At 56.6% G+C, this 12,183-nt stretch carries 10 protein-coding genes; 9 read left to right on the forward strand and 1 reads right to left on the reverse strand.

Going from position 1 to position 12,183, the window contains the following annotated elements; translation table 11 throughout:
- Position 1: 1 nt before the first annotated feature.
- Positions 2-1,777: an SLC13 family permease gene (locus OCA8868_RS06945; protein ID WP_093995841.1), complete on the reverse strand. Its 1,776-nt coding sequence runs from the start codon at positions 1,775-1,777 to the stop codon at positions 2-4.
- 179 nt (positions 1,778-1,956) lie between these two features.
- Here OCA8868_RS06945 and OCA8868_RS06950 point away from each other — a divergent pair, with 179 nt between their 5' ends.
- From OCA8868_RS06950 to ribD, 9 genes are all read left to right on the forward strand, one after another.
- The gene (locus OCA8868_RS06950) at positions 1,957-2,712 is read left to right on the forward strand and encodes a YebC/PmpR family DNA-binding transcriptional regulator (RefSeq protein ID WP_093995842.1); all 756 of its coding nucleotides are present in this window, start codon (positions 1,957-1,959) and stop codon (positions 2,710-2,712) included.
- A 142-nt stretch (positions 2,713-2,854) separates the two neighbouring features.
- Positions 2,855-3,460: a LysE/ArgO family amino acid transporter gene (locus OCA8868_RS06955; RefSeq protein WP_093995843.1), complete on the forward strand. Its 606-nt coding sequence runs from the start codon at positions 2,855-2,857 to the stop codon at positions 3,458-3,460.
- Between the two features lie 17 nt (positions 3,461-3,477).
- Positions 3,478-4,374, forward strand: coding sequence for a DMT family transporter (locus tag OCA8868_RS06960; RefSeq protein WP_093995844.1), 897 nt, complete (start codon positions 3,478-3,480; stop codon positions 4,372-4,374).
- Positions 4,375-4,428: 54 nt separating this feature from the next.
- A complete protein-coding gene (gene dnaG, locus OCA8868_RS06965; RefSeq protein WP_093995845.1) occupies positions 4,429-6,384 on the forward strand; it encodes a DNA primase in 1,956 nt (651 codons plus the stop codon).
- Between the two features lie 136 nt (positions 6,385-6,520).
- Positions 6,521-8,479 (forward strand): RNA polymerase sigma factor RpoD, encoded by a 1,959-nt coding sequence (rpoD, locus tag OCA8868_RS06970; protein ID WP_093995846.1) that lies wholly within the window; start codon positions 6,521-6,523, stop codon positions 8,477-8,479.
- A gap of 39 nt (positions 8,480-8,518) precedes the next feature.
- Positions 8,519-8,917, forward strand: a complete 399-nt coding sequence (locus OCA8868_RS06975) for a secondary thiamine-phosphate synthase enzyme YjbQ (RefSeq protein ID WP_093995847.1) — start codon at positions 8,519-8,521, stop codon at positions 8,915-8,917.
- Entirely contained in the window at positions 8,914-10,470 is a 1,557-nt protein-coding gene (locus OCA8868_RS06980) for a zinc-binding metallopeptidase family protein (RefSeq protein WP_093995848.1), read from the forward strand. Before OCA8868_RS06975 ends, OCA8868_RS06980 begins: the two co-directional genes overlap by 4 nt.
- A gap of 169 nt (positions 10,471-10,639) precedes the next feature.
- Positions 10,640-11,107 (forward strand): transcriptional regulator NrdR, encoded by a 468-nt coding sequence (gene nrdR / locus OCA8868_RS06985; protein ID WP_049833864.1) that lies wholly within the window; start codon positions 10,640-10,642, stop codon positions 11,105-11,107.
- 23 nt (positions 11,108-11,130) lie between these two features.
- Positions 11,131-12,183: a bifunctional diaminohydroxyphosphoribosylaminopyrimidine deaminase/5-amino-6-(5-phosphoribosylamino)uracil reductase RibD gene (gene ribD / locus OCA8868_RS06990; protein WP_093995849.1), complete on the forward strand. Its 1,053-nt coding sequence runs from the start codon at positions 11,131-11,133 to the stop codon at positions 12,181-12,183.

Here is a 12,183-nt window from a genome sequence, read left to right on the forward strand (position 1 = left end):
CCTAGAGGGGCCAGAAGACCAAGATTGCAGGAATGGACACGGCAACCACGAGAATTTCGAGCGGCAGCCCCATGCGCCAGTAATCGCCAAACGAGTACCCACCGGGGCCAAGGATCAGCGTGTTGTTCTTATGGCCAATCGGCGTGAGGTAGGCACTGGACGCAGCGACTGCGACTGCCATTAAGAACGGATCAGGCGACACATTCAACGACTGCGCCATCTGGATAGCGATAGGGGCCGCGACGATGGTTGTCGCGGTGTTGTTCAGCACGTCTGACAGGGTCATGGTGACAACCATAAGGATCGTTAGGATCATCCACGGGGCGAGGCCACTGGTTAGGCTTACGAGCGAGCCTGAGATAAGTTCGGTGCCGCCAGAAGTTTCCAATGCCGCCCCCAACGGGATCATTGAGCCGAGGAGCACGACGACGGGCCATTCGATGTGGGTATAAAGTTCTGAGATCGGGACGATTTTCGCTAAGACATAGGCCACAACGACAAGGCCGAGGGCGATGGGTAGGTAAATCAAACCAAAGCTCGCCAAGGCGACGGCACCGGCGAACAGACCAATCGCAAGCCAGACCTTAGAGTTCGCAGTCACGGCAACGCCGCGATCCGCCAGCGGCAAACAGCCAAGCCATTCGGTCACGTCATTTGCGGAGTCTTGTGGGGCGAGCAGCAACAGGATGTCGCCCGCCTCAATAACGGTTTTGCGCATCTGGGATTTTACGGACGTCCCTTTGCGCGACAGGCCCATCAAGACGGTGCGCTGGCGCCATGCCAAGCCGATGGCTTCAGCTGTTTTACCCGTGATGCGCGATGTTTCGGTTGCGACCACTTCAATCTTCACAAGGCCGTCGGTCGCCGCGAGAAGTTCTTCGCGTTTGGTGTCCGAGAAATCTAGGTTCAGAGCAGCGCGAAACTCGTCCAGTGCTTCGGGAACAGCTTCCATAACCAGCACGTCGCCCGCGATCAGTTTGGTGTTCTTGGCGGTTCCGTAGCGTCGCTTGCCATCGCGTATCAAGCCAAGGATCGCGACATCGTTTTTTTCCGCAATATCATAGAGTTCCGAGAGGCGTTTGTCGATGTGTTTGCTTTTCTCAGGGACGGTCAGCTCTGCAAGGTAGTCGGTGTAACTGTCCAGCGTGGCGCCTGTTGCCTTGCCTTCGCGGGTCGGGATTAGGCGCCAACCGATAAAGGCGACAAAGATAAGTCCGGCAATGGCGGTGATGCCGCCGACAGGGGCGAAGTCGAACATCTTGAAGGGTTCGCCCAAGGTGTCTTCGCGGATGGAGGCGATGATGATGTTGGGGGGCGTGCCGATAAGGGTTGCCATGCCGCCAAGTATTGTCGCGAAGCTGAGGGGCATGAGCGACAGGCCCGGATCGCGGCCTGCTTTGCGGGCGGTTTGGATGTCGACTGGCATCAGCAGCGCAAGGGCCGCGACGTTGTTCATGAAGGCTGACAACAGCCCACCAATCGCGCCCATGATAGCGATATGTGCGCCCAGTTTGCGCGAGGCATCCACCAGTGTTCGGGTGATCAGATAGACGGCCCCAGAGCGTACCAAGCCGGCGGATACCACCAGCACAAGTGCAACGATAATGGTCGCAGGATGACCAAAGCCGGAGAACGCGTCCTTGGTTGGGACGGCACCTAAGACCACGCCAATCATAAGGGCGGTGAAGGCCACAAGGTCATATCGGAAACGGCCCCAAAGGAGCATGCCGAAAACGGCGGTGAAGAGCGAGAAGAGGACTATTTGATCTGTTGTCATGGTGCAGGTGTAGCGCGTGCGGCGGGGCGCGAAAACCGCGTTTTTGTGCGTATGGAATGCATATGGGAACGGTATGGGTTTGATATGGGTCGCGCGCCATACGCATGGGATTGCGGGCCAGCGGGTGTCTGCCCTATAGAGGGCGGCGAAAAGACAATTGATTGAACGGGAGACGTCGCATGGCAGGCCACTCAAAATGGGCGAATATTCAGCACCGCAAAGGGCGTCAGGATAAGATCCGCGGCAAACTGTTTTCCAAGCTTTCCAAAGAGATCACGATTGCCGCCAAAATGGGCGATCCGGATGTGGACAACAACCCGCGTCTGCGTATGGCCGTGAAAGAGGCCAAGAGCCTGTCGATGCCAAAGGACAACATTGACCGCGCCATTAAGAAGGCGATTGGTGGCGACGCAGAGAACTACGATGAAATCCGCTATGAGGGCTACGGCCCAGGCGGTGTTGCTGTGATCGTTGAAGCGATGACAGACAACAAGAACCGCACGGCATCCACTGTGCGATCCACGTTTTCCAAAGCGGGCGGCAACTTGGGCGAGACCGGTTCGGTTGGGTTCATGTTCGACCGTAAAGGCGAAGTTGTTTATCCGGCATCCGTGGGCGATGCGGATACAGTGATGATGGCGGCCATCGAAGCGGGCGCGGAAGATGTGCAAAGCGACGATGAGAACCACGTGATTTTGTGTGCCGACACGGACTTGAATGATGTTTCAACGGCGCTTGAAGCTGATTTGGGCGAATCTGAATCGACGAAACTGATTTGGCAGCCAAACATCACGTCCGACCTTGATCTTGAGGGCGTTGAAAAGCTGATGCGTTTGGTTGATGCGCTTGAGGATGACGATGACATCCAGAAAGTGACCACCAACATGGATGCATCCGACGAAGTTATGCAGGCCTACGCCGCAAGCGAGGGCTGATCTGATTGGAGCCGCTGTCGCGGCTGCAGGATTATTGGGTTGCTTGGTTGCTGTGAGCCAATCGCGGTTGAAGAGTTCCCCGCTGATAGGTGCGCCTCCGGCGGGGATATTTATGAAACAAAAGCAAGGTTGAAGATCCGAAATGCTCACGGCGTATTTAAACGGTTTTGGTGTTTCGATCACTTTAATCATGGCGATTGGTGCGCAGAATGCGTTTTTGCTGAAGCAAGGGTTGCGGCGTGAACATGTGTTGCCGTTGGTTTTGGTTTGCGCGTTTTCAGATGCGATGCTGATGACGGTTGGGGTGTTTGGGTTCACCGCTTTGACCGACGTTTTGCCAGCCCTTGCCCCTGTGATGTTGTGGTTGGGGGCTGCGTTTCTATTCGTTTATGGCGCGTTCAGTTTTTGGCGGGCTTGGAAAGGCGGGGCTGCGCTTGATCCGGCGAGCGGTTCTGCGACATCGCTAAAGGCGGCCGTGTTGTTTTGCCTCGCGATTACTTATTTGAACCCGCATGTTTATTTGGACACGGTGTTGCTGGTTGGGTCCATCGCGACGCGTTTTGAAGGTGTGGAAGTTGCGTTTTGGGCAGGGGCGGTGACGTCTTCCTTCGTGTTCTTTTTCAGCCTCGGATATGGCGCGCGCCTGTTGGCGCCCGTGATGGCGAAGCCCGGTTCGTGGCGGGTTTTGGAGTTCTTAATCGGCTGCGTGATGTGGGCTATCGCTTTGGGCTTGATCTTCAAGGGTTAGGGGCGTTTGGTGCGCCTATGGCCGCACAAGATCGCCCCCTTATCGGAATGTTCTGGATGGTCCTGACGGGCCTGAATTTCGTGGCTGTGACTGCGATGGTGAAGCATGTCGGGTCTGACGTTCCGGCCGCGCAGGGGGCGTTTTTGCGGTACCTTCTGGGTCTTGTGTTCCTTATCCCGATGGTGCGCCCGATTTTGGCGGCGCATCTGACGCGCCGACAATTGAAGCTGTTTGCGGGGCGCGGGGTGGTGCATACGATTGCTGTGATCCTTTGGTTTTATGCCATGGCCCGCATCCCGATCGCGGATGTGACGGCGATGAATTATCTGTCGCCTGTGTATGTTACACTGGGCGCTGCGTTGTTGTTGAAGGAGCCCTTGCCCCCGCGTCGTTTGGCGGCTGTGATCATGGCGCTGGTGGGGGCGGTTATCATTTTGCGCCCCGGTTTTCGTGAGATTGACCCAGGCCATGTTGCGATGCTTGGGACAGCGTTAATGTTTGCGGCGGGCTACCTGATTGCCAAGCAGCTGAGTGGCGAAGTCAGCGCTGCGGTGGTTGTAGGCATGTTGTCGATTGCGGTGACCATTGGTCTTGCGCCGTTTGCTTGGGTGGTTTGGATTCCTGTTAGCTGGGCGGACGTTGGTTGGCTGTTTCTTGTGGCGTGCTTTGCTACAGCGGGTCATTATTCAATGACACTGGCGTTTGCTTCGGCACCGTTGACGGTCACCCAACCGGTCACGTTCTTACAGCTGATTTGGGCCGTATTGCTTGGGGCGTTGGTCTTTGGCGAACCGGTGGATGGTTGGGTCGTGTTTGGCGGCGCGGTTATCATGGCATCGATTAGCTTTATCACATGGCGCGAAGCCGCGGCGAAGCGACGTATTACCCCTACGGCACACCAGACCAAAGGTTAGTTTCGTTCGCTAACCCCCCTCGACTCTTGGGACAACAGACCCAATATAGCGAGCATGTCATTACCTCCGGGATTTCTTGATGAGCTTCGCACGCGGCTGTCCATTGGGCAGGTCGTTGGGCGTAAGGTCATGTGGGATCAGCGTAAGTCCAACCAAGGTAAGGGCGATTTGTGGGCGCCGTGCCCGTTTCATCAGGAAAAGTCGGCGTCGTTCCATGTGGATGATCGCAAAGGATACTATTACTGTTTTGGCTGTCACGCGAAGGGTGATGCCATTTCGTTTGTGCGTGAAACTGAGAATGTCGGTTTCATGGAAGCGGTTGAGATTTTAGCGGGCGAGGCGGGCATGACCATGCCCAAGCGTGACCCACAGGCGCAGGCGAAATCGGATCGCCGCACCTTGCTGGCTGAGGTCATGGAACAGGCGGTGCAGTACTATCGCCTGCAGTTGAAAACAGGCGCGGGGGCTGAGGCGCGGGAATACCTTGCGGGGCGCGGGTTGAATGACGCCGCGTTGGAGCGTTGGGAAATCGGGCTGGCGCCGCAGGGGTGGCAAAACCTGTGGGATCATTTGACCGGCAAAGGTGTGTCCGAGGATTTGATCCTTGGGGCGGGTTTGGGCAAGCCAAGCAATCAGGGAAAGAAGCCTTATGACACGTTCCGCCACCGTATCATGTTTCCGATCCGCGACGCCCGTGGGCGCTGTATTGCCTTTGGTGGCCGTGCAATTGATCCCAATGACAACGCTAAGTATCTGAATTCACCGGAAACGGAGCTGTTCGATAAAGGCCGCAGCCTGTTCAACTACGCCCCCGCGCGTGAGGCGGCGGGGAAGGGGCAGCCATTGTTGGTGGCCGAAGGCTACATGGACGTGATTGCGCTGAGCGAGGCAGGTTTCGGCGCGGCGGTGGCCCCATTGGGGACAGCTGTAACTGAAACGCAGTTGCAAATGATGTGGCGCATTGCGCCCGAACCGGTGATCACGTTGGATGGGGATACGGCGGGCCAGCGCGCTGCGATGCGTGTCATTGATCTGGCGCTGCCGTTGCTTGAGGCTGGGCAATCCGTGCGCTTTGCCATGATGCCTGAGGGCCAAGACCCTGATGATTTGCTAAAATCGGCAGGGGCTGGTGCCATGCGCGAGAAGATTGAGGGCGCATTGCCGATGGTGCAGCTGCTTTGGCAGCGTGAGATTGAGGGTAAGGTTTTTGACAGCCCTGAACGCAAGGCCGCCCTAGATAAGGCGCTGCGCGAGAAGATCATGTTGATCAAAGACCCAAGCATTCGCAGCCATTACGGGCAGGCGATCAAGGATATGCGCTGGGAGCTGTTTAGCAACAATCGCAAGCCGTCTGGCGGGGGGCAGCAGCGCGGAACGTGGTCGCCCAAAGGCGCGAAGCTGCCCGCACAGATGAGTACGAAGGCTTCGCTTTTGGGCGGCGGCGGGTTGTCTGAGGACCATTTGCGCGAGGCGGTGATCCTTGCAGTGTTGATCCGTAACCCCAAGATATTGAATGATTTTTATGGCGCGCTTGAACGGATGCTCTGTTCTGGGCCTGACATTGCTTTGCTGCGCGATGCTCTGTTGAAGGTCGAACCCCAAGACAATGTCGAAGCCTTGTTGAACAACGATTTGGGTGATGCCCCCCTTGCAAAACTGTTCTCGCAAGCACACGTGGCAATTACACCCGCCGTGCGGCGACCCGACAATGGGGAACTCGCGCGGATGTGCCTTGCAGAAGAGCTCGCGAAACTGACATCCCGCCGTGGCCACGCCCATGAGGTCCAAGATGCGATTGATGAGATGAACTCGGATGTGGCGGACGAACGACTGACGGCACGGTTGGCGCAATCGATTGCGGCGATGAACAATGCGGGCCGCCAAGACGGGGATGACAGTGCTGAATACGACACCTCAGACAACGGGGCGCGAATCAAGAAAGATGAAAGAAGCGCATTTGATGCACTTTTGGACAAGATCGACTTTGCTAAAGGGAACAAAGGCAACTAAGTGCCTTTGCAACAACCTATAATTTAAGCCATTCGAGGCATTGCGAATCAGCCGTAGGGTTGGTTGATTCGTTCTAAACCGAATCACCCGAATCAGCGGTGCGAATCAGCCGCTCGATATCGAAAAGGACACGACCATGGCCGCCAAAGACACCAACGAGCAGCGCGACGACTCGGACCACTCCTTGGACATGAGCCAAGCCGCCGTCAAAAAGATGATCGCAGAAGCGCGTGAACGCGGCACGATCACCTATGACCAGTTGAACGCCGTCCTGCCGCCTGACCAAGTGTCCAGCGACCAGATCGAAGACGTGATGAGTATGCTCAACGAGATGGGCATTCAGGTCACCGAGGAAGAAGAATCCGAAGAAGTCGATGACGGCACATCCAAAGAAGTCGCAACCGTTGCAGGCCGTGACGTTGTGCTTGGTGGCGCGGAAGCTGAAAAGCTGGACCGCACAGATGACCCTGTGCGCATGTACCTGCGCGAAATGGGATCGGTTGAATTGCTGTCCCGTGAAGGCGAAATCGCGATTGCGAAACGCATTGAGGCCGGCCGCAACACGATGATTCTTGGGCTTTGCGAAAGCCCGCTGACATTCCAAGCGATCACAATCTGGCGCGACGAACTTTTGTCCGAAGACATTTTGCTGCGCGACGTGATCGACCTTGAAACAACGTTTGGCGATCAACTAGCCGAAGAAACCGAACAGGCTGCTGTTGTTGCCCCAGCTGGCGGCGCTGAAAAAGAAGAAAAGCAAGAACTTGATGCCGATGGCAACCCCATCGCCAAGGACGACGACGACGATGAGGACGAGGCGGCAAACCTGTCCCTCGCCGCGATGGAAGCACAGCTGAAACCGCAGGTTTTGGAAACGCTCGCGGTCATCGCCAAGGGCTTTAGCAAGCTGTCGGACATGCAGGACGCGCGGATGTCTGCGACCTTGAACGAAGACGACAGTTTCTCTGGCAAAGAAGAAAAGAAGTACCAGAAGTTGCGGTCCGAAGTCGTTGAAATGGTGAACTCACTTCACCTGCACAACAACCGTATCGAGGCCTTGATCGACCAGCTATACGGCATCAACCGCCGCATCATGCAGATCGATTCCAACATGGTGAAGCTGGCTGACCAAGCCCGCATCAACCGTCGTGAATTCGTTGACGCCTACAAGGGCCGTGAACTTGACCCAACATGGCTTGAGGAAATGGGCGAAAAGTCCGGCCGTGGTTGGCAGGCGCTGATCGAACGTTCCACAGGTAAAATCGAAGACCTGCGTGCTGAAATGGCGCAAGTAGGTCAATACGTTGGTGTTGATATCTCAGAATTCCGCCGCATCGTGCAGCAGGTTCAGAAGGGCGAAAAAGAAGCGCGTCAGGCCAAGAAAGAAATGGTCGAAGCGAACCTTCGTTTGGTTATCTCGATCGCTAAGAAGTACACGAACCGTGGCCTGCAATTCCTTGATTTAATTCAAGAAGGTAACATTGGCTTGATGAAGGCGGTTGATAAGTTCGAATACCGTCGCGGGTACAAATTCTCGACCTATGCAACATGGTGGATCCGTCAGGCGATCACCCGTTCGATCGCTGACCAAGCCCGCACGATTCGTATTCCGGTTCACATGATCGAAACGATTAACAAACTGGTCCGTACGGGTCGCCAGATGCTGCACGAAATCGGCCGCGAACCAACGCCGGAAGAATTGGCCGCCAAGCTGCAAATGCCGCTTGAGAAGGTCCGCAAGGTGATGAAGATCGCCAAAGAGCCGATCTCACTCGAGACCCCAATTGGTGACGAGGAAGACAGCCAACTCGGTGATTTCATTGAAGATAAGAACGCGGTTCTGCCGTTGGATTCCGCCATTCAGGAAAACCTGAAGGAAACCACGACACGGGTTCTGGCGTCCCTAACACCACGTGAAGAACGCGTGCTGCGGATGCGTTTTGGTATCGGCATGAACACCGACCACACGCTCGAAGAAGTCGGGCAGCAGTTCAGCGTTACACGCGAACGTATCCGTCAGATCGAAGCGAAAGCGCTGCGTAAGCTCAAGCATCCAAGCCGCTCGCGTCGTTTGCGGTCTTTCCTCGACCAGTAAGCGCTTGCGCAATTCCCGTAGGGCGAGGAAACTTGCCCTATGGAATTTCTCATTCAAACCAAAGGCCCCGGCCTGTACGAGTTCACGCGTGACGTGGCAGGAATGGTTGCGGGCACGGGCGTACTTACGCTGTTCGTTCAGCACACGTCCTGTTCGCTTCTGATCCAAGAAAATGCCGATGCTGAAGTTCAGACGGACCTAACAGAGTTCTTTGATCGGTTGGTGCCGAACGCAAACCACCCGTCCATGTCTTATCTGAGGCACACCTATGAAGGGCCTGATGATATGCCGGCCCATATCAAGGCGTCGATGTTGCCAACGAGCTTGCAAATTCCTGTCATTGATGGGGTTTTGCAGCTGGGAACATGGCAGGGAATTTACATTTTTGAACATAGAGCCGTGTCCCACCAGCGGCGCGTTGTGGGGATGATGCGATGACTGTTTCAAGCGCCCAGAATACGGCCATGTCATGGGTTGAAACCGCCCGCGAAGTTCTATCACGGGACTGCGCCCGCATCTTTTCGTTTGGCGAACCAGCATGGCGAGAATACCGATCCGCCGCGTGGTACGTTGAACGTTTGCGGGCGGAAGGGTTTACCGTTGAAGAGGGCAGCGGCGGCATGCCGACAGCCTTTTGCGCCGAATGGTCAAATGGGGCCGGGCCTGTTGTGGGCATGTACGCGGAATATGACGCTGTGCCTGGAAACTGCCAAACCGCGACAATACACGAAGCGCCGCGTGATGGGTTAAACGCCCATGCTGCGGGCCACACAGACCCGCATTCTGCATTGGGTATCAGTGGCTTGGGTGGCTTGCTGGCAACAAAGGCTGCGATGGAACAGCTCGGTATCAAAGGCGGGCTGCGTTTTACGGGGGAGCCTGCGGAAAAGGTACGCGGCTCCAAACCGATCCATGCGGCGAAGGGGTACTATGACGGTTTGGCGGGCATGTTGTCGTTCCATCCGTTCTACATGCTGCCGATGTGCAATACTGTGCGCTGGGACACCCACTGTGGCGCGGCCTATTCGATGATCTATCGGTTTATCTGCGACGAAGCGCATTTGTTTGGCGCAACAGATGGCGCACCAATCCCGCAAAGCCACAGCGATATACGCGCACCCGGCGCGAACGACGCATTGGTGATGATGTATTCGCAAGCCCGCATGCTGCGCGATACGATGCTGCCCCATGTGGGCGGTTGGTCGATTTCTGAAAGCATAATCAGCACGGGGCAGGCGACGGCGGATAATCTGCCTGCTGGCCTTGCTGAGCTGCAATACATGATGCGTGTTCCGACCGTTGAAATGGCGGAAAGCGTGAGTGCGCGACTGGATGCCCTCGCCGAAAGTATTGCCGCGCAAACGGGGTGTCGGGTTGAACGCCACTGGGTTTGCAAGTCGCGGCCTGGGCTTGCCAATCATGCAATGGCGGGCATGGTTTGGGAGCAAATTCAACAGGTTGGCGTACCGGTTTGGGACGCAGACGCGAAGGCGTTGATGCGTCAGGTGCAGGAAAATTGCGGGGCCGCGCCAGATGATGACCCCATCTTGCCTGCCTGCGAAGCGCTGATTTCACCGCATGACGCCGAGGCGATTTTGCGTGAAAACCTGCCGCCCAATCAGCGCAATTCAACTTCGGATGATTACACCGATATGACGTGGCACGCGCCCACCGCGCGGTTTTATATTGCACGGCCTGCGCTAAAGGGTGGGCCATATCCGGCGTGGGCGATGAACGCGCTGGGCGGCATGGCGCAAACGATTGATCCGATGGTTCAGGTGGCGGCAAAGGTTCTCGCGTGTTCAGCGCTACGTCTGCTGGAAGACGACGATTTACGCGCATCGACCCAAAGCGAATTCCAACGGCGCAAAGCAGAACACGATATCCCGCCGTTGTGTGATTATCCGTCACCGCATGGATTTAAATGGCCGGAATACGTGCAAACGGAGCGCGGAACGGACTGGCATATTCCAACCGTAGTGACCGAATGAGATCCTTGCCCGCTCTGCTGGGTCTTCTCTCTTTAGCGCTAAACTGTGGCTTATCCGACTCATGATCTTGTGCCTTCATTTGCCCACTACCCAAAACTTATCCCAGCACCTATAGTGGCTGTGGATAAATGGGGCGTTAGACCCCAGAGGCAGATAAACGAGGACAGACATGCGTTGCCCCTTTTGCGGAAACGTCGACACACAAGTTAAAGACTCCCGCCCTGCGGAAGATCACGTCGCCATTCGGCGCCGTCGGTTTTGCCCTGCGTGCGGCGGTCGTTTCACCACCTATGAACGCGTGCAGCTGCGCGATCTGGTCGTCATAAAATCGAACGGACGTCGCGAAGATTTCGATCGTCCAAAGCTGGAACGCTCGGTTCGTATTTCGATGCAAAAGCGCCCCGTTGAGCCGGAGCGCGTAGATCAGATGATTTCTGGCATCGTGCGCCGCCTTGAAAGCATGGGTGAGACAGACATCGGATCTAAGCAAATCGGTGAAATCGTGATGGAGGCCTTGGCCCGTATCGACACCGTCGCTTACGTTCGTTTTGCGAGTGTTTACAAGAACTTCCAAGCGGCTGATGATTTCGATAAGTTTGTGAGCGAACTTCGCCCACCTGAAAAATCGGACGATTGAACAGCGACTTAGACCATAAATTCATGGGCATGGCCCTGTCGCTTGGGCGACGGGGCCTTGGCCGTGTTTGGCCGAACCCGAATGTCGGTTGTGTTGTTGTGCGTGATGGTCGTGTGTTAGGGCGCGGCTGGACGGCGGATGGCGGGCGGCCACATGCGGAAACCCAAGCGTTGGATGGCATCGATGCCAAGGGCGCGACTGTTTATGTCACGCTTGAGCCCTGCGCCCATCACGGAAAAACGCCCCCCTGTGCCGAGGCGCTGATCGCGGCGAAGGTGGCGCGTGTGGTTATCGCGACGGGTGACCCTGACGCGCGTGTCGCGGGCAAGGGGATCGCGATGTTGCGCGGGGCAGGCATAGCGGTGAACACAGGCGTTCGCGAGGCGGGAGCCCGAGCAGATTTGGCGGGCTTTCTGTTGCGCGTTGAGCAAAACCGCCCGTTTGTGACGTTGAAACTTGCCAGTTCGTTTGACGGGCGCATTGCGACGGCGACTGGTGAAAGCAAATGGATCACTGGGCCAGACGCGCGTCGAATGGTTCACGCCATGCGCGCGCAGCATGATGCTGTGCTGGTTGGGGCAGGGACGGTACGTGCGGATGATCCGAGCCTCACCGTGCGCGACCTCGGTTATACTCGCCAACCCGTTCGTGTTGTTGCGTCCGGTCGGTTGGAAATTGAGGCAAGACAGCTATTTGCGACAATCCCAGACGCCCCGCTTTGGCTGTGTCATGGGCCGAATGTCGATGCGCAGAAATGGGCAGACTTCGGCGCGCAAACGTTTGAGTGCGCGGTGCAGGGGCGCCAGATTGATCCTGTTGATATGATGCAGAAACTTGCGGCCCAAGGGCTTACGCGTGTGTTCTGTGAGGGCGGGGGAAGCCTTGCGGCGTCCTTGCTTGGGGCGGGGCTGGTTGATGAGATCGTCGGGTTCACTGCGGGTACCATGTTGGGGGCGGAGGGTACGCCGTCAATTGGTGCGATGGGGCTTGATCGGTTGGTTGATGCACCACGGTTTGAATTGGCGCAAATCCAGCGGGTTGGCGCGGACCTCATGCATCGTTGGGTGCGCACCTAA

This window comes from Octadecabacter ascidiaceicola (assembly GCF_900185015.1).
In the GTDB taxonomy this organism is placed as follows: Bacteria; Pseudomonadota; Alphaproteobacteria; order Rhodobacterales; family Rhodobacteraceae; genus Octadecabacter; species Octadecabacter ascidiaceicola.

Excerpts from the sequence above, each read along its gene's own strand:
- OCA8868_RS06945 (WP_093995841.1), bottom strand. The coding sequence starts at position 1,777 with ATGACAACAGATCAAATAGTCCTCTTCTCGCTCTTCACCGCCGTTTTC.
- OCA8868_RS06950 (WP_093995842.1), top strand. The coding sequence starts at position 1,957 with ATGGCAGGCCACTCAAAATGGGCGAATATTCAGCACCGCAAAGGGCGT.
- OCA8868_RS06955 (WP_093995843.1), top strand. The coding sequence starts at position 2,855 with ATGCTCACGGCGTATTTAAACGGTTTTGGTGTTTCGATCACTTTAATC.
- OCA8868_RS06960 (WP_093995844.1), top strand. The coding sequence starts at position 3,478 with ATGGCCGCACAAGATCGCCCCCTTATCGGAATGTTCTGGATGGTCCTG.
- dnaG (WP_093995845.1), top strand. The coding sequence starts at position 4,429 with ATGTCATTACCTCCGGGATTTCTTGATGAGCTTCGCACGCGGCTGTCC.
- rpoD (WP_093995846.1), top strand. The coding sequence starts at position 6,521 with ATGGCCGCCAAAGACACCAACGAGCAGCGCGACGACTCGGACCACTCC.
- OCA8868_RS06975 (WP_093995847.1), top strand. The coding sequence starts at position 8,519 with ATGGAATTTCTCATTCAAACCAAAGGCCCCGGCCTGTACGAGTTCACG.
- OCA8868_RS06980 (WP_093995848.1), top strand. The coding sequence starts at position 8,914 with ATGACTGTTTCAAGCGCCCAGAATACGGCCATGTCATGGGTTGAAACC.
- nrdR (WP_049833864.1), top strand. The coding sequence starts at position 10,640 with ATGCGTTGCCCCTTTTGCGGAAACGTCGACACACAAGTTAAAGACTCC.
- ribD (WP_093995849.1), top strand. The coding sequence starts at position 11,131 with ATGGGCATGGCCCTGTCGCTTGGGCGACGGGGCCTTGGCCGTGTTTGG.